Annotated in this window: 23 protein-coding genes and 1 other RNA gene; 6 read left to right on the top strand and 18 right to left on the bottom strand. The window is 51.8% G+C overall.

The features are described from left to right. Positions 1 to 102 precede the first annotated feature (102 nt). The 4 genes from rplS to rpsP all read right to left on the bottom strand — a co-directional run bounded on the left by rplS (position 103) and on the right by rpsP (position 2,383). Positions 103 to 483 carry a 50S ribosomal protein L19 gene (gene rplS, locus NSP04_RS13900; RefSeq protein ID WP_257512956.1) on the bottom strand — a complete coding sequence of 127 codons (381 nt, stop codon included), beginning with the start codon at positions 481 to 483 and terminating at the stop codon, positions 103 to 105. A gap of 156 nt (positions 484 to 639) precedes the next feature. Continuing rightward, the gene (gene trmD, locus NSP04_RS13895; protein ID WP_257512955.1) at positions 640 to 1,374 is read right to left on the bottom strand and encodes a tRNA (guanosine(37)-N1)-methyltransferase TrmD; all 735 of its coding nucleotides are present in this window, start codon (positions 1,372 to 1,374) and stop codon (positions 640 to 642) included. Further along, entirely contained in the window at positions 1,374 to 1,940 is a 567-nt protein-coding gene (gene rimM, locus NSP04_RS13890; RefSeq protein ID WP_257512954.1) for a ribosome maturation factor RimM, read from the bottom strand. The genes trmD and rimM overlap by 1 nt, the downstream gene beginning before the upstream one ends. A 188-nt stretch (positions 1,941 to 2,128) precedes the next feature. Beyond that, a complete protein-coding gene (gene rpsP, locus NSP04_RS13885) occupies positions 2,129 to 2,383 on the bottom strand; it encodes a 30S ribosomal protein S16 (RefSeq protein ID WP_257513151.1) in 255 nt (84 codons plus the stop codon). Positions 2,384 to 2,521: 138 nt separating this feature from the next. On the opposite strand from rpsP, the gene NSP04_RS13880 reads away from it, so the two are divergent. Continuing rightward, a complete protein-coding gene (locus NSP04_RS13880) occupies positions 2,522 to 2,875 on the top strand; it encodes a hypothetical protein (protein ID WP_257512953.1) in 354 nt (117 codons plus the stop codon). A gap of 228 nt (positions 2,876 to 3,103) precedes the next feature. On the opposite strand, the gene rfaD is transcribed toward NSP04_RS13880, so the two are convergent. From rfaD to gyrA, 13 genes are all read right to left on the bottom strand, one after another. Beyond that, complete coding sequence (gene rfaD, locus NSP04_RS13875; protein WP_257512952.1) at positions 3,104 to 4,111, bottom strand: ADP-glyceromanno-heptose 6-epimerase; 1,008 nt, start codon at positions 4,109 to 4,111, stop codon at positions 3,104 to 3,106. 24 nt (positions 4,112 to 4,135) lie between these two features. Next, a complete protein-coding gene (rfaE1, locus tag NSP04_RS13870) occupies positions 4,136 to 5,059 on the bottom strand; it encodes a D-glycero-beta-D-manno-heptose-7-phosphate kinase (RefSeq protein ID WP_257512951.1) in 924 nt (307 codons plus the stop codon). 13 nt (positions 5,060 to 5,072) lie between these two features. Beyond that, entirely contained in the window at positions 5,073 to 6,281 is a 1,209-nt protein-coding gene (lapB, locus tag NSP04_RS13865) for a lipopolysaccharide assembly protein LapB (RefSeq protein ID WP_257512950.1), read from the bottom strand. Further along, on the bottom strand, positions 6,271 to 6,612 hold the full coding sequence (locus NSP04_RS13860) for a lipopolysaccharide assembly protein LapA domain-containing protein (protein ID WP_257512949.1): 342 nt from the start codon (positions 6,610 to 6,612) through the stop codon (positions 6,271 to 6,273). The genes lapB and NSP04_RS13860 overlap by 11 nt, the downstream gene beginning before the upstream one ends. Positions 6,613 to 6,693: 81 nt before the next feature. Beyond that, complete coding sequence (locus NSP04_RS13855) at positions 6,694 to 6,990, bottom strand: integration host factor subunit beta (RefSeq protein ID WP_257512948.1); 297 nt, start codon at positions 6,988 to 6,990, stop codon at positions 6,694 to 6,696. Positions 6,991 to 7,046: 56 nt separating this feature from the next. Beyond that, a complete protein-coding gene (gene rpsA / locus NSP04_RS13850; RefSeq protein ID WP_257512947.1) occupies positions 7,047 to 8,750 on the bottom strand; it encodes a 30S ribosomal protein S1 in 1,704 nt (567 codons plus the stop codon). A 156-nt stretch (positions 8,751 to 8,906) separates the two neighbouring features. Continuing rightward, positions 8,907 to 9,581 (bottom strand): (d)CMP kinase, encoded by a 675-nt coding sequence (gene cmk, locus NSP04_RS13845; protein ID WP_257512946.1) that lies wholly within the window; start codon positions 9,579 to 9,581, stop codon positions 8,907 to 8,909. Positions 9,582 to 9,585: 4 nt separating this feature from the next. Continuing rightward, entirely contained in the window at positions 9,586 to 10,929 is a 1,344-nt protein-coding gene (gene aroA, locus NSP04_RS13840; protein WP_257512945.1) for a 3-phosphoshikimate 1-carboxyvinyltransferase, read from the bottom strand. A 58-nt stretch (positions 10,930 to 10,987) separates the two neighbouring features. Continuing rightward, positions 10,988 to 11,875, bottom strand: a complete 888-nt coding sequence (locus tag NSP04_RS13835) for a prephenate dehydrogenase (RefSeq protein WP_257512944.1) — start codon at positions 11,873 to 11,875, stop codon at positions 10,988 to 10,990. Continuing rightward, entirely contained in the window at positions 11,875 to 13,002 is a 1,128-nt protein-coding gene (gene hisC, locus NSP04_RS13830; RefSeq protein ID WP_257512943.1) for a histidinol-phosphate transaminase, read from the bottom strand. Before hisC ends, NSP04_RS13835 begins: the two co-directional genes overlap by 1 nt. A 9-nt stretch (positions 13,003 to 13,011) precedes the next feature. Next, positions 13,012 to 14,103, bottom strand: a complete 1,092-nt coding sequence (pheA, locus tag NSP04_RS13825; protein ID WP_257512942.1) for a prephenate dehydratase — start codon at positions 14,101 to 14,103, stop codon at positions 13,012 to 13,014. Then, complete coding sequence (serC, locus tag NSP04_RS13820; RefSeq protein ID WP_257512941.1) at positions 14,103 to 15,221, bottom strand: 3-phosphoserine/phosphohydroxythreonine transaminase; 1,119 nt, start codon at positions 15,219 to 15,221, stop codon at positions 14,103 to 14,105. The genes pheA and serC overlap by 1 nt, the downstream gene beginning before the upstream one ends. 29 nt (positions 15,222 to 15,250) lie before the next feature. Further along, on the bottom strand, positions 15,251 to 17,902 hold the full coding sequence (gene gyrA, locus NSP04_RS13815) for a DNA gyrase subunit A (RefSeq protein WP_257512940.1): 2,652 nt from the start codon (positions 17,900 to 17,902) through the stop codon (positions 15,251 to 15,253). A 169-nt stretch (positions 17,903 to 18,071) separates the two neighbouring features. On the opposite strand from gyrA, the gene NSP04_RS13810 reads away from it, so the two are divergent. The 5 genes from NSP04_RS13810 to ssrA all read left to right on the top strand — a co-directional run bounded on the left by NSP04_RS13810 (position 18,072) and on the right by ssrA (position 22,038). Next, entirely contained in the window at positions 18,072 to 19,394 is a 1,323-nt protein-coding gene (locus NSP04_RS13810) for an amidohydrolase family protein (protein ID WP_257512939.1), read from the top strand. 75 nt (positions 19,395 to 19,469) lie between these two features. Next, positions 19,470 to 20,126, top strand: coding sequence for an outer membrane protein OmpA (ompA, locus tag NSP04_RS13805; RefSeq protein WP_257512938.1), 657 nt, complete (start codon positions 19,470 to 19,472; stop codon positions 20,124 to 20,126). 108 nt (positions 20,127 to 20,234) lie between these two features. Further along, a complete protein-coding gene (gene ubiG / locus NSP04_RS13800; RefSeq protein WP_257512937.1) occupies positions 20,235 to 20,951 on the top strand; it encodes a bifunctional 2-polyprenyl-6-hydroxyphenol methylase/3-demethylubiquinol 3-O-methyltransferase UbiG in 717 nt (238 codons plus the stop codon). A 9-nt stretch (positions 20,952 to 20,960) separates the two neighbouring features. After that, the gene (locus tag NSP04_RS13795; protein WP_257512936.1) at positions 20,961 to 21,617 is read left to right on the top strand and encodes an HAD family hydrolase; all 657 of its coding nucleotides are present in this window, start codon (positions 20,961 to 20,963) and stop codon (positions 21,615 to 21,617) included. Positions 21,618 to 21,654: 37 nt separating this feature from the next. Continuing rightward, positions 21,655 to 22,038, top strand: a transfer-messenger RNA (tmRNA) gene (ssrA, locus tag NSP04_RS13790). Between the two features lie 203 nt (positions 22,039 to 22,241). On the opposite strand, the gene NSP04_RS13785 is transcribed toward ssrA, so the two are convergent. Next, complete coding sequence (locus NSP04_RS13785) at positions 22,242 to 22,478, bottom strand: hypothetical protein (protein ID WP_257512935.1); 237 nt, start codon at positions 22,476 to 22,478, stop codon at positions 22,242 to 22,244. Positions 22,479 to 22,618: the final 140 nt, after the last annotated feature.

Below are 22,618 nucleotides of genomic sequence, written 5' to 3'. Positions count from 1 at the left end.
AACGCTCTGCAATAAAAAAAGCCAGTTCACAAGGAACTGGCTTTTTCAAGCTACCAGGCATTTCAGCCCAGGCTTGTGAACTAGGCGCCGCAAAAATAAAACTTATACGGCTGCTTTCTTGTTCACACGCTGTGGCAACTTTTCTTTGATACGTGCAGACTTGCCTGAACGATCGCGCAGGTAGTACAGCTTGGCACGGCGAACATCACCGCGACGCTTCACTTCAATCTTTTCGATGGAAGGAGAGTACAACTGGAATGTACGCTCAACACCTTCGCCAGATGAAATCTTGCGAACGATGAAGGAGGAATTCAGGCTGCGGTTGCGGCGTGCAATTACTACACCTTCGTAGGCCTGCAAACGTGAACGTGTGCCTTCGATCACTCGAACGCTAACAATCACGGTGTCGCCAGGGGCGAAGTCAGGGATTTCTTTACCCAAACGAGCAATTTCTTCTTGCTCGAGTTGTTGAATCAAATTCATTGATATCTCCAAGTCATCATTCACGGCATTTTATTGACCCAAATTTTTTGAGTACACGCCGCCAGAGGATGAAAAATTAAAATGTGCTGATTGACTGACTTTGGCCCCTAGGCGGTTTTAACCCTTCGGCAACTTTAGTCAATATGTCAGCACTACCTAGGCTTTTTTACTGGAAGCGGTTGTACCTGCTTGTACGTGTATATCCTCCAGCAATTCTGGCCGAAAGCGATTTGTGTAAGCTTTTGCTTGCTCAAAACGCCAACTCTCTATTTTGGCATGATTTCCGGACAAAAGCACGTCTGGAACTGCCTTATTTTCAAATACTTCCGGGCGGGTGTAGTGCGGACAATCCAGCAAGCCCGCCTCGAATGAATCTTGCGTGGCCGACAAAGCGTGGTTCAGCACATCTGGAAGCAAGCGTACCCAAGCATCTACAAAACAGGCTACTGCCAATTCGCCGCCCGACAACACAAAATCGCCCAGACAAAACGTGATGTCTACATGGTCGTCGATAAAGCGTTGATCCACGCCCTCGTAGCGACCACACAACAAAATTGCGCCCTTCCCCAGATTACTCAGGCCACGAATATCGGCTTGTTTTAACAAAGGGCCGTGGGGAGTTAAAAACACCACGGGTGCCGTATCGCCACGCGCTTGGCGAATAGCGCTTACGCAGCGCACCAAGGGCTCCGCCATCATGACCATGCCGGGCCCGCCGCCATAAGGACGATCATCCACTGTTCGGTGTGGGTCATCGGTGAAATCGCGTGGATTCCAGCAATTCAGTTCAAACAACTGTTTTTTCAGCGCCCTGCCGACCACGCCCAGTTCAACCAAATTCGGAAATTGGTCAGGAAACAGCGTAATCACATCAAAGCGCGGGCCCGTCATTAATAATCATCCTGCCAATCAGCCTGAATTTGTTTGGCTTGCGTGTCGACATTCAATACATAAGCGGCTACAAAAGGAATCAATATTTCCTGATCTGCAGCGCCTTTTACCACCAAAATAGGATGCGCGCCATGGTCAACCACTTGAATCACAGAGCCCAAGGCCTGGCTTTGAACATTCACCACTTCGCAACCCACCAGGTCAATCCAGTAATATTCACCTTCGGCAGGCGCTGGAAAGCGGGCCCGTGACACATACACCCTTCGACCCTTGAACTGGGCCGCGAGTTCAGGCTGCTCAATGCCTTCAAGGTGCGCAACAATTCGGCTTGAGTGGGGTTTACTTTGCAACACGCGAAATGACTCGAACACCAAATCTTCAAATTTGGGTTGAGCCGCACGGCGCACGGCTGCCCCATCACTGGCTGGCAAACGCGACACCCACCACTGCTTGCTTTTCAGCAGCACATCTGGTTCTTCAGACGAGGGAAGTACATTGACCCAGCCCTTCAAACCATAAGGCTCGCCAATTCGACCCAGCTCAACCAAATCGTCAGGTATGTTCATGCTCGGTTTCCAGAATCAGTGTTCCGCATTGTGCATTGGGGCAAAAACAAAAGTCCGCGAACGTAAACATTCACGGACTTTGTGATTACAAGCAGTTTTTGGCCTTGATTGCTATTTGTGATCGATTACCGCCAATGATAACCAAGCGCCGACAACAATCTATGCGAAAACTCTAATAAATCTTTAAATTAAGCAGCTTGCTTGGCGTTGTATTCACCAACCAGGCGGTCAACAGTAGAAGAACACTGTGCGCCAACGCTTTTCCAGTAGGTCAAACGATCCATGGAGATACGCAGACCTTCGGAGCCAGCAGGCGCAACAGGGTTGTAAAAACCAATGCGCTCGATGAAACGGCCATCGCGACGGTTGCGTGAATCAGCAGCCACCAGGCTATAAAATGGGCGCTTTTTAGAACCACCACGTGCGAGTCGAATGACGACCATAATTTCCTCTTTCAAATTAGTGCTGCAGCTTGATTTCACTACTGCAAACGAATGAATCATTGGGATTTCGACACACGAAATCCGATAACCCGCTATTATAGCCAGCGTAACCCAATCTAACAAGCAGTGTTTTAAAAAATGAATGCATCACCGCAAGAACCCTTCAAATCCAAGCTTTTTTTCTGCTGGCTGGCGCTGATCACTGGCGCCATTGGTGGCCACTGGATCTATGCTGGCAAAAAGCGCTTCTGGTTTTACATGCTGACTTTTCCAGTCTCTGCGTTCGCAGGGTGGGTGGACACCATGCGATTTGGTTTGATGAAAGACGAGCAATTCAATGCCATGCTGAATCCAGAATATCCTGCGGACACAAAACAAACCACGGGCGCAGTGGTGGTGTCCGTGGCCCTTTCACTGGCTTTCGCCATGACCGGCCTCATGGCCACGCTGGCCATGGTGTTCCAGTGGTATTTTTCGGGCATGGTGAGTTAAAAATCAATTGCCAAAAAAAAGCCCGCTTATAGAAGCGGGCTTAACAGGGCTTGAGGAGACAGAGACACTTGCTTGGTCGCAAAGCTCGCCCCTAGAGGTGAGTATGCGAGTCCACAAGCAGTTGGCCTACCCTTAAAACGTGGGGGAACCCCACCATTCAGGGCGACTCGGTTCAAGTAGCCGAATCAACCAACATTAATAAGTGACAACTCCCATCAATTAGTTTCATTATTTTTGATATTTTTTGATCAAACGGCCGACATACCTCGCGACACCTTCTTCTACGCTGAAAAAACTTTCTTTGTACCCCGCTGCTCGCAGATTGTTCAAATCAGCCTGCGTGTAACTTTGGTACTTGCCTTTCAACGCATCCGGGAACTCGATGTACTCAATAAAGCCGCCTTGCACTGCATCTTGCAGGCTGAGCGGCGCGCTGCCCTGGCTTTCACGCAAAGTGTTCAAGGTGGTCAAGGCGACATCATTAAACGTTTGCGCCCGCCCCGTACCCAAGTTATAAACGCCAGAGGGCGCCGAAGTAGCCTGCTCAAAAAAGAACATATTTACTTTAACCACGTCTTCGATCGACACGAAATCGCGCTGCTGACAACCTGCTTCATAGCCACCATAAGGCCCAAACAGCTTCACCGAGCCGCCTTCGCGAAACTGGTTGAAATTGTGGAAGGCCACTGACGCCATTCTGCCCTTGTGCTGCTCGCGGTCGCCATACACGTTGAAATAGCGAAATCCAAACACTGGAGCATCCAAACCGGCTTTCATGTGACGCCGCAGTACCTGATCGAACAAGAACTTGGAATACCCGTACACATTCAGCGGCTTTTCCACATCGCGATTTTCAATGAATTCCGTGCTGCCACCATACACAGCGGCCGAAGACGCATACAAAAACGGCGTACCCGTGCGCTGCGCCCACTCAAAAAGGGTTTGTGTATAGCGGAAATTGTTGGCCATCATGTAGTTGCCGTTGTGTTCCATGGTGTCGGAACAAGCGCCTTCATGGAAAATGGCATCGAAGCGGCCAAATTCGCCACGTTCTACTCGAGCCAAAAAATCGGCTTTGTCCAGGTAATCAGAAATCTCACAGTCCACCAGGTTCAAGAACTTGTCGCCCTTGGTCAGGTTGTCAACGGCCAACACATCGGTAATTCCCCGTTCATTCAGCGCTTTCACCAAATTGCTGCCAATCAAACCAGCTGCACCTGTCACAATCACTTTCATGCTGAGTCCTTAAATTTCAATTGTTCAGTCGAGCTCTTCCGGCAAAATTACGGCCGTACCCAACTTGCCTACCACGACGCCGCCGGCCCTGTTCGCCAACGCAACGCTGTCTGGCAAACTCATTCCGGAGCCAATTGCACAGGCCAAAGTAGCGATCACAGTGTCACCCGCACCAGAGACATCGAATACTTCGCGCGCTTGGGCCGACACATGAAAACTGCCATTTGCGGTGAACAGGGTCATCCCTTCTTCAGAACGGGTCAGTAGCAACGCCCCCAAATCCAGACGTTCCCGCAGGGTTTGGGCTTTTTCATTCAACTGAGCTTCTGTTTTCCAACTGCCCATGACTTGCTTGAACTCGGATCGATTCGGTGTCAACACCGATGCACCGGCGTACTTCGCATAGTCATCGCCCTTGGGGTCAACCAATGTGGTTTTGCCAGCCTTCCTGCACAAGGCGATCATTTCTGCCACATGTTCCAGGCTGCCTTTGCCATAATCAGAAAACAACACCACATCGTAATTGACATATTCTTGCTCAAACAACTCCAGCTTGGTGGTCAGTTGTTCGGGCGAAGGACGCTCTTCGAAATCGATCCGTACCAATTGTTGCTGTCGGGCTATTACACGAAGCTTAACAGTGGTGGGGAAGTTGGGGTCTTTCAGCAAACGTGAACGCACACCGCTTTTGTTCAGCATGGCCTCCACAGTGTGACCTGGCTCATCATTGCCCACCACGCCCATCATGCAAAGTTGCGCGCCCAGGGAACTGGCGTTAATGGCCACATTGGCTGCACCGCCCAAACGTTCATCTTTGGTGCCCACCAGCACAACAGGCACTGGTGCCTCGGGGGAAATACGCTCTACGTCGCCAAACCAGTAGCGGTCCAACATTACATCGCCTACCACCAGAATTTTCGCGTCTTTGAATTGAGACCTGTCAACCATTGATTAGCCTGTATTAGTGGGTTGGCACTGCCTTTTTGGCAGGCACCGGGTAGAAATCGAGCTCTTCAGCACGGCGAGGCACAATTGAATCCCAATTGGCGCAACCGGGGCATTGCCAATAAAATTTCTTGGCCTGGAATCCGCAAGACTGACAGCGATAACGTTCCAACCGTTGGGTATGCTTGGAAATCAGCTCGCGGGTCAGGCGCAAGTCTTGCACGCGCTCGTCGTCCATTTTCCCGCGCAGCTGGTGTTCCAGCAATTTGTCCAGGCCCAACAGGCTGGGGCGGGCACGCACCTGGTCCCGCAGCAGTTCAAATGCTGCCAAAGGCCCCTTTGTTTCCTCCACCGCCTGCGAAAGCACCAGCAACAAATCGATGGACGGGTAGGCAATACAATACTCACGCAACGCGTTAATGCCTTCCTCTTCGCGGCCAAGCTTTTTATACGCCGCCCACATATTTGGCCCTACCAAAGGCAGGTACCAAGGATTCTGACGCTCAGCCGCGCGCCATTGGGCGATTGCTTCCTCGTATTGGTTCTGCGTGAAATTGATGTCGCCCAGCAGCAGTGATGCGCGAACATTCTGAGGATCGGTCAACAAGGCATTTTGCAATTCTGCCTTGGCTTTAACCAGGTTGTCCTCATCAATAAACTGTGCCGCCAATTCACAATAAAAGTGAGCAATGTCGCCAGCAGGCACATTTGCTCCGAATTCGCGAAGCACATGCGCTTGTGCTATTGCCTTGTCCCATGCTTTTTCAAGCTCATACAATTCAAGCAACTGACGTGACGCCTCAGCTTTCATGGCCGAACCGGACAAGCTGTGAAACGCCTGTTCGGCCCGATCAAGAATGCCGGCCCGCAAAAAGTCCACGCCCAATTCGTAAGTGGCTTTTTCTCGATCCGCGGGTGTAATTTGATCTCGTGTGGTCAAAAATTGGTGAACCCGGATTGCCCGGTCTATCTCGCCCTTTTTGCGAAACAAATTGGCCAAGGCGAAGTGCAACTCGACGGTGTGCGTGTCGATGGATGCGACCTCCAGAAAAGCGTCAATGGCCTTGTCTGGTTGCTCACTGAGCAGGAAGTTCACACCTTTAAAATAAGATGCCGGTAACTGCCCGCGTGCTGATGCATCCGACCGCTTTTCCAGGCGAGCTGCCATCCACCCCAAACTGAAAATTAGTGGGATGAGTACCAACCACCAGGTTTCAAATTCCATGGCTTGGGCCTATGGGTAGCGCAGGTACTGGCTCTTCAACCACCACCACACCGGCACCTTGTGATTTCATCTGCGACAACTCACGTTCAAGGCGCTCCACGTTCTTCGAGGCAACAGATGCAATGCGCTTGGCTTTCAACCACGAGGGCAACAAAGAAATCCATGCGAATACCGCGCCAATCAAAAGCGACACAAGCAAAGCAACCACTAGCTGAGTTTGAACCTCAAGGCCAGGCAACCACTTCACGGTGACCAAGTCGGTGTTTCTAAGGGAGAAGGTGAGAACAACAAGGAAAAGTGCGATTCGCACTACCCAGGCAAGTATTTTCAAGGTGGTCCCCTGTTTGTAGTTGGATCGACACCGATTCATTCATCGGCGTGATGACTCAGGCTTCACCGAAGAACTATCGATTTAACTCTCTTTCTTGGAGTATAAATCAACTCGCTCGCGTAGCTCTTTGCCGGGCTTAAAGTGTGGCACACGCTTTTCAGGCACAACCACCTGTTCGCCAGATTTTGGATTGCGACCCACGCGCTGAGGGCGACGGGTCAGAGAAAAACTGCCGAACCCACGAATCTCAATGCGCTGACCTTCGGCCAAGGCTTGTGTCATGGTGTCGAGAATGCTTTTGACAGCGAAATCCGTGTCGCGCACTGGCAACTTGGGAAACCGCTTGACCAGCTGATTGATGAGTTCTGATTTTGTCATTGTTCTTAAAATAAAAAGGCGCTTCCCGGGTGGGAAGCGCCACTTCTACAGACAGATTACTGGTTGTTACCCAGCTTTGCTTTCAGCAGTGCGCCCAGGCTGGTGGTACCAGCAGAGCCTGCGCTTTCTTCAGAGATCTTCTTCATGGCTTCGTCTGTGTCAACCTGGTCTTTGGCCTTGATGGACAAAGCAATTGAACGGGCCTTGCGGTCCACGTTAATTACCATGGCTGTTACGGCATCACCTTCCTTGTATGCGTTGCGAGCATCTTCAACACGGTCGTTGGAGATTTCGGAAGCACGCAGGTAGCCTTCGATGTCGTCACCCAGATCAACTACGACGCCTTTGGCATCCACCGATTTTACGGTGCCATTGATCATGCTGCCACGGTCATTGGTCGATGCAAATACGGTGAATGGATCGCCAGACAACTGCTTGATGCCCAAGCTGATGCGCTCGCGTTCTGTGTCGATGGCCAATACCAAGGCTTCAACTTCGTCGCCTTTCTTGAAACGGCGCACGGCTTCTTCACCGGTTTCGTTCCAGGACAGGTCAGACAAGTGCACCAGACCGTCGATTCCACCGGGCAAGCCGATGAACACGCCGAAGTCAGTGATCGACTTGATTGCGCCAGACACTTTGTCGCCTTTCTTGAAGCTGGTAGAGAACTCTTCCCAAGGGTTGGCTGCACATTGCTTCATGCCCAGGCTGATACGACGACGTTCTTCGTCGATTTCCAGAACCATGACTTCAACTTCATCGCCCAAAGTAACCACTTTCTTGGGGTCTACGTTCTTGTTGGTCCAGTCCATTTCAGACACGTGTACCAAACCTTCGATGCCCTGCTCAACTTCAACAAATGCGCCGTAATCAGTGATGTTGGTAACCTTTCCGAACAAACGTGTGTCAGCAGGGTAGCGACGTGACAAACCGACCCATGGGTCTTCGCCAAGCTGCTTCACACCCAAGGACACGCGGTTCTTTTCCTGATCGAACTTCAATACTTTTGCTTCGATTTCTTCGCCAACTGTCAGCACTTCTGACGGGTGACGTACACGGCGCCATGCCAGGTCGGTGATGTGCAGCAAGCCGTCGATACCACCCAGATCCACGAACGCGCCGTAGTCGGTAATATTCTTGACAATGCCCTTGACCACAGAACCTTCCTGCAGGTTGGACAGCAACTTGTCGCGCTCTTCACCCATGGTGGCTTCAACCACTGCACGGCGTGACAACACCACGTTGTTGCGCTTGCGATCAAGCTTAATCACCTTGAATTCGAGGGTCTTGCCTTCGAATGGGGTGGTGTCTTTTACAGGGCGCACATCTACCAGTGAACCTGGCAGGAAAGCGCGGATGCTGTTGACCATTACTGTCAAGCCACCCTTCACCTTGCCGGTAATGGTACCTGTAACCAGCTCGCCAGATTCCAGCGCTTGCTCAAGGCTGAGCCATGCAGACAGGCGCTTGGCCTTGTCGCGGGACAGCAGCGTTTCGCCGTAGCCGTTTTCCAGGGCTTCGATGGCCACGGAAATAAAGTCACCATCGTTGACTTCAATATTGCCGTGGTCGTCTTTAAATTCTTCGAGGGGAATGTAGCTTTCAGATTTCAGCCCGGCATTCACAACTACGTAGTTGTAATCAACACGAACAACTTCGGCTGTGATCACTTCGCCTGTACGCATTTCTTTGCGATTCAGGCTTTCTTCAAACATAGCTGCAAAGCTATCTGGGGCTTGGGTAATTTCAGTTGTGGTCATAAATTTGAGATTTAACACGCCACTGCGGGAAGCAAGGCGGAGTTCAAAAACGCATTTACCGGGATTGGTCAATGCGGCATTCCCGAAGCCAACCTGCAACAGGTTAGCCAAACGAGGGATGAAAGTGTAACAAGAAAGCCTTTGCTGATCAAGCGTTTAAATGCGTTCTCGTGCCCAGTTTTGAATGGTTGCCACCACCTGATCGATCGGCATGTTTGAACAGTCAAGCACCAAGGCGTCGTCGCAGGGTTTCAGTGGGGCCACTGCTCGCTCAGAGTCGCGTTTGTCACGCGCCACCAGGTCGTTGTAAATAATTTGGAAATCAGCCTTCTGCCCACGCGCCTCGATTTGTTTCACGCGGCGCTCCGCGCGCACTTGCGCACTGGCCGTTAAAAACACTTTTAGGACTGAATCAGGAAAAACAACCGAACCCATATCACGCCCATCGGCCACCAAACCTGGCATTTGCCGGAAATCACGTTGCCGTTGGAGCAAGCCGTTTCGAACTTCGGGCACCACAGCAAGCCGGGACGCCATAACGCCAGCCACTTCGGTGCGTATGGCATCGGACACATCTTCCCCGCCCAGCAATACTTGGTCGGCTTGAAACTGCACCGGCAAATTCGCGGCCATTGCAATGATTTGCAACAAATTAGCAGGGATTTCTGGATTTAAGCCGAGCTTGGCAACAGCCACCGCCAAGACGCGATAAATGGCACCGCTGTCCAGGTATTGATAACCCAAATTGGCTGCCACCAACGCCGCCACAGTGCCTTTGCCAGACGCAGTGGGGCCATCAATGGCAATGACCGGGCAGTCTGAGTTATTCATTGCATTAACCTTTTCGCACTGACTGAACGTGCATACCCAAGGAATTGGCCAAAGTCACGAAACCTGGAAATGAGGTGTCTACGGTTTGCGCACCATGAATAACCATTGTGCCCTCAGCACGAATTGCCGCCACACTGAATGACATTGCAATACGGTGGTCACCCTGCGATTCAATGCTGGTGGCTTTGTAACGCAGACCTTCCATGTGGCCCAGGCCTTGAATGATCATTCCGTCTTCAGTGGGTTCGGCATCAATGCCGCACTTTTGAAGGCCATGCGCCATCACCGCAATTCGATCTGATTCTTTCACACGCAATTCTTCTGCGCCGGTAAGTACCGTGCGTCCCGTGGCATTGGCAGCAGCCACAAACAAAACTGGAAACTCGTCGATGGCCAAAGGAACTAAGTGCTCTGGAATTTCAATGCCTTTCAAGGCTGCACTTCGAATTCGCACATCGGCCACTGGTTCGCCGCCCACTTCTGCGTGGTTACTCAATTCAATGTCAGCGCCCATCAACTTCAAAATGTCGATAACCCCTGTGCGCGTGGGGTTCAGGCCCACATGCTTCAAAGTAACGTCGGCTTTCGGCGCGATAGATGCAGCCACCATGAAAAACGCAGCAGATGAAATATCTGAAGGCACATCAATTTTTGTGGCCTTCAAGGTTTGGCCGCCTTTCACACTGGCTTTGGAACCCTGGGTTGTTACCTCCACGCCGAATCCGCGCAACATGCGTTCGGTGTGGTCACGGGTTACAGCAGGCTCGGTCACTGTGGTGGTTCCGTCGGCATACAAGCCGGCCAGCAGTACACATGACTTCACTTGGGCAGAGGCCATGGGCAACACATAATCAATTGCCTTCAAGGTGGTGCGACCATGAATGTGCAGGGGTGGTCGACCACCCTCCTGCGCTTCAATTCGGGCGCCCATCAGCACCAGCGGGTCGATGACACGCTTCATTGGGCGCTTGCCCAAGCTTGAATCGCCGGTCAGCATGCAGTCAAAGTCTTGACCAGCCAACAAACCCGACATCAATCGCATTGATGTTCCGGAGTTGCCGCAATCGAGCACTTCCCTAGGCGCTTTCAGGCCGTGCATGCCCACGCCATGTACTTTTACTTTGCCGTGGTCAGGGCCTTCAATGTTCACCCCCAAGGCCCGGAATGCGTTCATGGTGGCAAGCGCATCTTCACCCTCAAGAAAACCCTCCACCTCGGTGGTGCCTTCGGCAATCGAACCCATCATGATGGATCGATGGGAAATTGATTTGTCGCCTGGTACGCGTGCCGAACCCGACATGTGTTCGGTGCTGCTGGCGTGGAATTCAATCAAGTTCAAATCTGACATAACAATATGTATCCGCTCAATGTATCCGCCTGGTGTCCGAAAAAACCCCGGGCAATAATCAGTTGTGTTTCCAGTTGCTACGGTAGCCTGAGGCTTGCGCCAAAATTCGTTCGAGCGTGGCCCGGTCATCGCTTTCGATGGCTGAGCGCAGGCTTGCAATATTGGCTTCAAACATGCCCAACATGCTTAACAAGGCCGCACTGTTGTTCTGGAAAATATCAGCCCACATTTCAGGCGAGCTGGCGGCGATGCGTGTGAAATCACGGTACCCGGCTCCGCCCTCTTTCATGAACTCAGCGCCCTTGGGATGCCCCAACACGCTGGATACATAGGAGAAAGCCAACAAATGCGGCAGGTGGCTGACAGCGCCAAACATTTCATCGTGATCCATCGCGTTCATGGTGCTCAACTTGGCACCAATGCCCAACCAGAAATTTTCTACTTTCTTTAAGCCACTGGCGCTGGTTTGTTCCAGCGGGCACAGCACGCAATTTTTGCCTTCGAACAAGTTGGCCACAGCCGCTCCAGGACCATGCGATTCACCACCCGCAATTGGATGGGCCAACACAAACCTGGATTTTAGCCCCGGGAATTGTTGCTCAAGCTCGTTCAGCATCACAGCCACATCCGACTTGGTGCTGCCAGCATCGAAAATCAGACAATTGGGTGGCAAGGAGGGAAGGAATTGCGTTAGCACCTGCTTGTACTGACGCACGGGAATGGACAGCACAACCACATCAACGTTGCGCACATTCGAGTCGCCCGGGCCTGCGATGCATTCATCAACAATCCCAAGCTTCAACGCTTCGTGAGAAGTTTCCAGTTTGCGGGAATAACCCAGCACATGCCCCACCAGGCCTCTTTTCTTGGCTGCCAAACAGATTGATCCACCAATCAAACCCACGCCAATGGCGAGCATGCGATTGAAGATGATGCCTTTGGCCATTACGGCGCCTTCATGGCAGCCAGTGCCGTGAGCAATGCAGCCAAAAAAGCCTCATTTTCATGGGGCAAGCCGATGGACACACGCAACCATTCGGGCAAGCCGTAGCCATTTACAGGGCGTACAATCACACCCAAACGCTGCAGGGCGTCGAACACTTTCATGCCTGCCTCAGGTGTATTTCCGGCTTTGAACAACACAAAATTGCCGTAGGAAGGTACGTATTCCAGCCCCAAAAACTTCAAGCCACTTTGAATTTGTTCCAGGCCTCTCAAATTGATTTCATAGGTTTTTTGTAAAAACTCACGGTCATCAATCGCCGCTTCAGCGGCAGCCAATGCCAGCGAATTCACGTTGAAAGGCTGGCGAACCCGATTCATCAAGTCGGCCACCTCAGTGCTGGAAACCGCGTAGCCCACCCGCAAACCTGCCAAGCCATACGCCTTGGAGAAACTGCGGGACACCAGCAAATTGGGGAACTGGGCAACCCATTGCGTGGAATCGTATTGATCTTCGGGCTTTAAAAATTCGTTGTACGCTTCATCCAGCACCACCAGTACTTGTTGGGGAACCCGCTTCAGAAACGCGAGCAGCTTTTCCTGCGGCAAAAAAGTGCCGGTGGGGTTGTTCGGGTTTGCAATAAACACCACACGTGTTTCTGAATCAATGGCGTTCAAAAAGCCATCAAGATCATGGGTGTAGCACAGAGCCGGCACGACTTTGGACTGCGCACCGCAGCCCTGAGTAGCCAGTGGATACACAGCGAATGCGTACTGTGAGAAGACCGCGTTGGTGCCTTGGGTAAGAAATGCCTTGGCAGCCAATTCCAACACATCGTTGGAACCGTTTCCAAGGGTAATTTGCTCAGCTTTTACATCATGCCGAGCGGCCAACCTTGCCTTCAGCGAAAAACCATTTGCATCGGGGTAGCGCCCCAAGTCCAAAGCAGCTTGAGCTATCGCCGCTTTGGCTTTTTCGCCCAATCCCAGCGGATTTTCATTTGAAGCCAGCTTGACAACCGTGTTTGGGTCCAGGCCCAATTCACGAACTACATCTGACACAGGCTTGCCCGCCTTGTACGGGGCAATGTCGCGAATGAATTGTGGGGCTTGCTCAGTCAGTTTTTGCATGGTGCTACGTCAGTTTCGTTGTGCGGCCGGGTAGGAACCCAGCACTTTCAAAAAGGATGCGCTTTTATTCAATTGTTCAAGTGCCTTGGCCACCGCCGGCTCTGTTTGATGGCCTTGCAAGTCGATGAAAAAATGATATTCCCATCGGCCGTTGCGGGCCGGGCGGGATTCAAGCCGGGTCATTGACACGTTTTCAGCGTTGAAGGGCTCCAGCATTTTGTAAACTGCACCTGGCTGATTCGGAACCGATGCAACCAGGCTGGTTTTGTCTTGCCCTGAAGGCCCTGTGACTTGATTGCCCAACACCAAAAAACGTGTGGTGTTGTGTGCATCGTCCTGAATATGTTCTTGAAAGGCTTTCAAACCATAACGTTCCCGGGCAGCCTGCCCGGCAATCGCAGCAATGCTTGAATTCTCGCTGGCCATTCGTGCGGCCACGCCATTACTTGCAACGGTTTCTTGCTGAATATGCGGCGCATATTGGGCAAGCCATCCGCGACATTGCGCCAGGGCTTGCGGATGCGCGCAAATTTTCTCAATGCCTTCCAGCGACCCGGTTTGGCAAAGCAACTGGTGGTGGATGGCCAATTGAACCTCGCCACACACCTTGGCACTTGATTCCACCAAAGCATCCAAGGTGCGGGCAATCGAGCCTTCAGTTGAGTTCTCAACAGGCACCACGGCAAAATCAACCTGCTGCGCCTGCAACTGGCGAAAAGCTTCCTCTATGGTTTCAACCGGCTCGGCCTGCACACAATGGCCGAAAAACGACCACACGGCCTGTTCGCTGTAAGTGCCCAGTGGGCCCAGAAAAGCCACATGAACCTCGCGTTCCAGCGAACGGCAAGCAGACATAATCTCTTTAAACAAGGTATTTACGTGTTGGGCATTTAAAGGACCGCTGTTGGCGGCATTTAACTTGTCCAGCACCTGTGCTTCCCGCTCTGGGCGCATTACGGGAGCATCGGCTTTCGCTTTCACGTGGCCAATCGATTGGGCCAAGCTTGCTCGCTTGTTCAACAACACCAGCATTTGCTGGTCAATTTCGTCGATTTGATCGCGAAACTTCAATAATTCAGTATTGATATCAGGTGTGTTCATCAGGTCTCCGACTTTTCGAATTCACACATGAATTCAACCAAGGCCTTTACCCCTTCCAAGGGCATGGCATTGTAAATTGACGCGCGCATGCCGCCCACTGACTTGTGTCCTTTCAACTGAACCAAGCCTTGTTCAGCCGCTCTGCTTAAAAACCTTGCGTTCAACGACTCATCAGCCAGGGTGAATGGCACATTCATTCGGGAACGGTCTTCGGTGCGAACAGGGCAATTGTACAAAGTGCTGCTGTCAATCGTGCCATAAAGCAAACTTGCTTTTTCCTGTGCTTGGGATTGCGCCCATTGCACACCACCCTGCTCGATCAGCCATTCAAACACCAGGCCAGCAATATAAATTGAATAAGTGGGTGGCGTGTTGTACATGGAGCCATTTTCCGCCACAGTGCCGAAAGTGAATGCCGACGGACAAATCGGCAAGGCGCGGTTTAGAAGCGCTTTGTCAACAATCACAATCGTGACACCCGCCGGCCCCACATTTTTCTGCGCGCCGCCATAGATCACCCCATATTTCGACACTTCCAGGGTTTTGGACAAAATATTGGACGACATATCCGCAACCACGGGGCAATCCAGTTGACTGGCGATGGCTTCAACTTGTCCGTTGAACTCAACACCGCTAATGGTTTCGTTGTCGCAATAATGCAGATAAGCCATTTGCTGACCATTCACACGATCCAGCAAAGGTGCGCATTCAGGCACGTAGCACGATACTGCGGAATCGGCCACCGAATTGGCATTGTCCAGCACCACACGGGAAAGACCATATTTAGAAAACTCTTTGGCAGTTTTTTTTGACCAAGCGCCAGTGTTAACAAATGCCGCTTGCTCAAAACCGTTCATCAGGTTCATCGGCACAATCGCATTCATACCCACGGCGCCGCCTTGCATAAAAAGCACATCGTGCGTTTCCGGCACGTTCAGCAGTTTACGAAAATCGCTGCGGGTTTTCTCGAAAATGTCGGTGTATTCCGGGCTGCGATGACTCATTTCCATCACAGACAAACCCTTGCCCTGCCAATCCAGCATTTCTTCGGCCGCACGGCGCAGCACTGATTCAGGCAAGGCCGCCGGACCCGCAGAAAAATTCCAAACTCTAGACATGCTTGCCCTGTGCAATCAACCGTTCACTGTTACTCGTCTGTTCCTGCGGGGGCATCCGATGAATCGCCAGCTTTCGCATCGTCACCTTTCTGCCCCTCTTCCAACTCATCGACAATGTCTTCGGCATCGGACTCAACAATGCGTTGCAAACCCGACAACCAAGTGCCCTCATCCACATTAATCAGGGTAACGCCTTGGGTGGCGCGGCCCATTTCACGAATTTCAGATACCCGTGTACGCACCAGAACACCACCGGTGGTGATCAACATGATTTCGTCAGTGGGATTCACCAATACCGCGGAAACCACCCGGCCATTTCGCTCGGAGGTTTGAATCGCAATCATGCCTTTCGTACCGCGCCCGTGGCGGGTGTACTCGGAAACGGGTGTGCGCTTGCCATAGCCGTGCTCCGTGGCAGTCAATACTGACTGTTGCTCGCTTTCAGCAACCAGCATGGCGATCACGCACTGCCCTTCTTCCAAATTCATTCCGCGCACACCGCGAGCATTGCGGCCCATGGCACGCACATCATTTTCATCGAATCGAACTGCTTTGCCTGAATCGCTGAACAACATGACATCGTTGGTGCCATTCGTCATGGCTGCGCCTATCAGATAGTCACCTTCGTCCAGATTTACCGCGATAATGCCGCGCTTCATGGGGCGGGAAAAGTCGCTCAATTTTGACTTTTTCACCGTACCCAGGCTGGTGGCCATGAACACGTAGCGGTTGTCTTCTTCAAAACTTTTTACTGGAAGTACTGCGGTGATTTTCTCACCTTCGGCCAAGGGGAACATGTTCACAATTGGACGGCCACGCGAAGTGCGCGAACCTTGCGGTACCTCATACACCTTCAACCAGTACACGCGCCCGGCGTTACTGAAGTACAGAATCGTGTCATGGGTGTTGGCCACGAACAAGTAATCAATCCAGTCGTCTTCTTTGGTGGTTGCTGCCTGTTTACCGCGCCCGCCGCGTTTTTGAGCTCGGTATTCGGTCAGAGGCTGGCTCTTGATGTAGCCGGAATGGGACAGTGTGACCACCATATCTTGCGGCGTGATCAGGTCTTCCGTGCCCAATTCGGTGGCATTGAATTCGATCATTGAACGGCGTTCGTCAGAAAACTCGTTTCCGATTGATGTCAGTTCGTCTTTAATAATTTGATTGATACGTTCTGGCTTTGACAAAATATCGAGCAAATCCGCGATCTGATCAATTACTTCCTTGTATTCGTTCAAAATTTTGTCTTGTTCAAGCCCCGTCAATCGCTGCAAGCGCATGTTCAAAATTTCTTGTGCTTGAACTTCGCTTAGGCGATACAAGCCGTCGTCTTGAATGCCCAAACGCGCCGGAAGCCCTTCCGGACGGAAGGCTTTCGCCCCACCCGATTCGCCCAGCTCGGTGCGAGCCAACATCTCGCGAACAATGGAAGAATCCCAGCTTTTTGCGACCAAGTCCGCTTTCGCCACGGGCGGCGATGGGGCAGCTTTGATGATCGCAATGAATTCATCAATGTTGGCCAACGCAACAGCCAGACCTTCCAACACGTGACCACGATCGCGTGCCTTGCGCAATTCGAACACAGTACGGCGGGTAATTACTTCGCGGCGGTGACGCAAGAAGTAAAAAATAAGGTCGCGAAGGTTCAGCAAACGGGGCTGGCCATCGACCAAAGCCACCATATTGATACCGAAGGTGTCTTGAAGCTGGGTGTTCTTGTACAGGTTATTCAAAATAACCTCTGGCACCTCACCGCGCTTCAATTCGATAACGACACGGATACCGTCTTTGTCGGATTCATCGCGAATATCGGAAATGCCTTCGATTTTCTTTTCGGAAACCAGCTCGGCAATTCGCTCAAGCAAGGTTTTCTTGTTCACCTGGTAAGGCAATTCATCCACAATAATGGACTGACGGTTGCCACGGTCCAGATCTTCAAAATGGGTTTTCGCACGCATTACCACACGGCCACGGCCAGTGCGATAACCCTCACGCACGCCCTGAATACCGTAAATAATGCCGGCTGTCGGGAAGTCGGGTGCGGGGATCAGCTCGATCAAATCGTCTACGGTGCATTCCGGTGCATCAATGGCGAACAGGCAAGCTGCGATCACTTCCTTCAGGTTGTGCGGAGGCATGTTGGTCGCCATGCCCACGGCAATTCCTGAAGATCCGTTCACCAGCAGGTTAGGCAAGCGCGCGGGAAGCACCTTGGGCTCTCTCTCGCTACCATCGTAGTTCGGGCCGAAATCGACGGTTTCTTTGTCAATGTCCAGCAACATTTCCTGCGCAATCTTTGCAAGGCGAATTTCTGTGTAACGCATTGCCGCAGCGTTATCGCCATCGATTGAACCAAAGTTACCTTGACCATCGACCAACATGTAACGCAGGGAAAAGTCTTGCGCCATGCGAACGATGGTGTCGTACACCGCAGAATCGCCGTGCGGATGGTACTTACCGATTACGTCACCAACAATACGGGCCGATTTCTTGTAGGCCCGGTTCCAGTCATTGTTCAACTCGTGCATGGCAAACAAAACGCGACGGTGAACAGGTTTTAAACCGTCACGAACATCGGGCAGCGCACGCCCCACAATAACGCTCATCGCGTAGTCGAGGTACGACCGGCGCATTTCCTCTTCAAGGCTGATGGGGAGCGTTTCTTTTGCGAATGAATCCATGTTTCTTCTTGTGTTGAATTATTTGACTGAAGGAATAACGATTCGGGACGCTGCCAATTGAGGCTGCGCCACATCCCAGGCGCTACACTTGCAAGCCTTCGATTGTATCAGCCAAAATCGAATAAACTGGGCGCAATGGTGCGTTCCAAATCATCTAGTGAACCCACCCATGCAACTACTGATCCCCCAATGGCTTCTGTGCCTCAATCACAGTGCTGAAGTGCTTGAAAACCATGCGGTTTTGCTGAACGAAAACCTCATTTTAGCAATCGGCCCCCGGAATGAATTGGTCAAGCAGTACCCACAGGCCGAACCAGTCGACTTGACCGGCCAGGTGCTGATGCCGGGACTGATCAATTGCCACACCCATGCAGCCATGAACTTGCTGCGTGGGGCAGCCGACGACCTGGCGCTGCATGACTGGCTTCAAACTCGGATATGGCCTTTGGAAGGCGCCTTGGCCGACGCGGAGTTTGTTTACGACGGCACTGTGTTGGCGGCAGCCGAAATGCTTCTAGGCGGAACCACAACTTTCAACGACATGTATTTCTTTCCTGAGCAGGTCGCTCAAGCCGCACTGGATGTCGGTTCCAGGGTGTTTGCAGGAATTACCGTGATTGAATTTCCGACGAGGTATGCATCAGAAGCCAAACAGTACATTGAACTTGGCTTGGCGGCCCGTGACAAATTCATACTTGAGCCCACCGTGCACTGGACGCTAGCCCCACACGCCCCTTACACAGTCAGTGATGAAACCTTCAAGCACATGGCCATGCTTGCAGAAGAAATGGACTTGCCAATTCACTGCCATCTGCATGAAACCGAAAGTGAGGTGAATGATGCAATAAGCCGCGATGGCATTCGGCCTTTTGAACGATTCGAGAATCTGGGTTTGATTAATGAACGATTCATGGCCGTACATGGCGTGCATTTGAGCGAACGTGAACTCAGGACAATGGCGGCCAAAGGCGCCAGTTTGGTGCACTGCCCTTCATCCAACCTGAAACTGGCAAGCGGCTTTGCTCCAGTGGCAGGCGCGTTAAAGGCAGGTGTGAATGTGGTAGTGGGCACAGATGGTGCCGCTAGCAACAACAAGCTGGACATGTGGGACGAAGGCCGCCTTGCTTCGTTGCTGTGCAAAGGCACAAGCGGCGATGCGACTGCTTTCAATGCTGGTGAACTATTGCTGAGTATGACCTGCCATGCAGCCAAGGCCTTGGGTGCAGACCACCTGATAGGTCGAATCGCAATTGGCTTGCAAGCAGACCTGATTGCAGTGGCGGTTGGCGAAGCGCCCCACCAATTACCTAACCACAATCTGACGTCTAAACTGGCTTACAGCGGGGCTTCCCGGGATGTGACGCATGTTTGGGTGGCAGGCGTACAAGTTGTGCAATCGCAACAACTTGTAGGCAAAAGGTCAGAATTAGTCGGGGAAATCATGCGGAAAACCCAACGAGTGTGGCAGACTCGTGTCGAGAAAGTTGGTTGAGAGGGTGATAACAATGACAGCCTCTACTGTAAACTATCAACCAGCTTGAACCCCTATTTAACCCAAGGAGCAACAATGAAAAAAATGTCGACTCTCACGCAAGTACTGATGGCAATGGCCATTGGCACAGCGTCTACAGCCGCTATGGCCCACACAACAGACAAAGGCGAGGGCCTGTCCGGCTACGTAGTGGATGCAAGCGGCAAGGTAGTTAAAGATGGCTCCGGCGAATGCGTTCGTACCAGCTACTTCACAGCCGCTTTGGCGATTCAGGAATGTGATCCAGACCTGATCCCCAAGAAACCAGCCCCAGCACCAGTTGCTGCTCCAGCACCTGCTCCAGAGCCAGCACCAGCACCTACTCCAGTTATTACAAAAGTAAGCCTGGACGCTGATGCATACTTCGATTTCGACAAGTCAACACTGAAGCAAGGCGGTAAAGACCGTATCGACGCTGAAATCGCCAAGTTGGGTCAAGTTGAGTTGAACAGCGTAGTTGCTATCGGTCACACCGACTCTATCGGTTCCGATGCATACAACCAGAAGCTGTCTGAGCGCCGCGCTCAGGCTGTGAAAGACTACATGGTTAGCAAAGGCGTAGCTGCTGATCGCATTCAGATCAAAGGCATGGGCGAAAGCCAGCCAGTGGCTGACAACAAGACCCGTGAAGGTCGCGCCCAGAACCGTCGCGTTGAAATTGAATTCAACGCAACACAGAAAGTTATGAAGTAATTCGTAACCTCTGGTTCTGATCAAAAAAGCCCAGCATTGCTGGGCTTTTTTGTTTCTGCCTTCGGGTAAACTGTTGATTGTCGAATTTTATTCACGAGCATCAACACCATGAGCAGTATCGAATCCAAGAATGTTGACCATGCCGAGCTGGCAAAGTTTTCAGCGCTCGCCAGCAAATGGTGGGATCCCAACAGCGAATTCCGCCCCCTGCATGAGATTAATCCGCTTCGCCTGAACTGGATTGATGAACGAGTGGATTTGAAAGACAAACGCGTGCTGGATGTGGGTTGTGGTGGCGGTATTCTTGCCGAAAGCATGGCCCGGCGAGGCGCTGACGTATTGGGAATCGACCTGGCGGACAAGTCGCTTAAGGTCGCTGAGCTGCACAAACTGGAAACTGGCGTGAACAACGTGAACTACCGTTGTGTGTCTGCTGAACGACTGGCCTTGGAAGAACAAAGCACATTTGATGTGGTGACCTGCCTGGAAATGCTTGAGCATGTTCCAGATCCTGCACAAACGATTCAAGCTTGTGCAGACTTGTGCAAGCCGGGCGGCTGGCTATTTTTCTCTACGATTAACCGAAACCCAAAGAGTTTTGTATTCGCAATTGTTGGCGCCGAATACGTGCTGAACCTGCTGCCCAAGGGTACGCATGAATACAAAAAATTTATCAAGCCCTCGGAACTGGCCCAATACGCGCGCCAATCCAAACTCGATTTTTCAGAAATTATTGGCTTGGTTTACAATCCACTGACCAAGGTGTACCGACTGGCCAGAGACACCGATGTGAACTACATGGTGGCCTGCAGAAAGTCCCTTTAAGGAATGCCCATGCAACTCAAGGGGATTCTTTTTGACCTGGATGGCACGCTGGTGGACACTGCGCCCGACCTGTGCGGCACCATTCAAGACATGCAAAGTGACCGTGGCGTTGACATAACGGCCTACCGCGCCATGGAACATCTGGCATCAGGGGGTGCGCGTGCCTTACTCAAAGTGGGCTTCGGGATTGAACAACATTACCCAGATTTTCTAGCCATGCGCGCCGAATTTCTGGAACGATATGAAGCCCGAATTGCCCGGGAGAGTGCTGTGTACAGCGGAATCATGCCCTTGTTGAATGAAATCAAGGCGCGCGGGGCGCAGTGGGGTATCGTGACGAACAAGCCTTATTATCTGGCTGAAAAGCTGGTGCATGAACTCGGCTTGAATGTTGGCTGTAGCGTGTTGATTGGCGGCGACACCGCTGAAAAACCCAAACCGTCGCCAATGCCTTGTTTCATGGCCGCTGGCCAAATGCGCTTGCCTACGGAACACTGCGTCATGATTGGTGACGATGAGCGCGATGTTGTTTCCGGTCGGGACGCCGGCATGCAGACCGTGGCCGTTGAATACGGCTACATTGCAAGCCCAATCGATCAGTGGGGCGCAGATGCCGTGGTAAAAACGACGCATGATCTAGCCAAGTGGCTTGAAAATAGGATGTAAGCCCCCAACTGAAGAGTGTTACAATTGGTATTCCAATGGGGTCGATCTGGTTTCGACGTGGATTGCAAAGCTATTGGGGCGTGTCGAGGATCAGTTACCTCGTAAATCCATCTGAAAAACTTTAAACGCAAACGACTCTTCGTTTAGCCCCGAACTTAAACTGGCCGCTTAAGCCAGTTTAGTTTGGACTTCCTACACCAGCTCGCCGATGGGCTGGGCGGGGTCAAACCCGCAGTGGGATCATCTACATCGGACCGCTTACTGGACTGCTGCCGGCCAGTAAGTTAAATAAGGTGGATCGCGGGTGCTGCAGGATGTCGCTTTTCGTCAGCAACCGTTAAATGCAAACAAGACGACTACACACGTAGAACTGGTAGTGGAGGATTTGCGGACGCGGGTTCAATTCCCGCCGGCTCCACCAAACAAAAGAGAAAAGGCTACCCTTGTGGTGGCCTTTTTCTTTTGAGCTGAAGGATTTGATGGAATTGAAGCCGCGGACGCAAGCGGCGCGGGGTGAGACCGGGGTTTCACGGGCCCAACAGTTTGGGGCCGGGCCGGACGAACGCGCGAGCCCTGCAAGGCGAGTGCCGGGAATTTCCCGCCAGCGTCATCCAACAAAACAGATTATTTTTTACCGACAAGAATTCGCTTTAAACTATCGGCTAATAGACCTTTGTGCGATTCGGCTTGTTTCTCATTCGACAACAAGCGCTGCATATTACAACCCAGCAAAAAAATTCCGGCACCGCTAATGGCCAACAAACCGCCAACCAGCGACAGTGTCCAACTAAGATCGAGCGACTTTAGACCCAGCACCATGCCAACGCAAAGCACCAAAGAAAAAACAAAACAAAGCTTCATAATGCGATGTGCCTGATTGGTTCAATTAACTCCGTCTAAAGCCTACCCCCCTGATGATAAAAAACTATCACCTGGATAGACTAATTTGAGTTTTGAGCCAAAATCCCCTACCCTTCATCGTTCCGTGAATTCTTCGAAAT

Source organism: Limnobacter parvus (assembly GCF_024623725.1).
GTDB lineage: Bacteria > Pseudomonadota > Gammaproteobacteria > Burkholderiales > Burkholderiaceae_B > Limnobacter > Limnobacter parvus.
The sequence above is the reverse complement of the archived record's forward strand: the minus strand, read 5'-3'. Positions and strand labels throughout refer to the sequence as shown.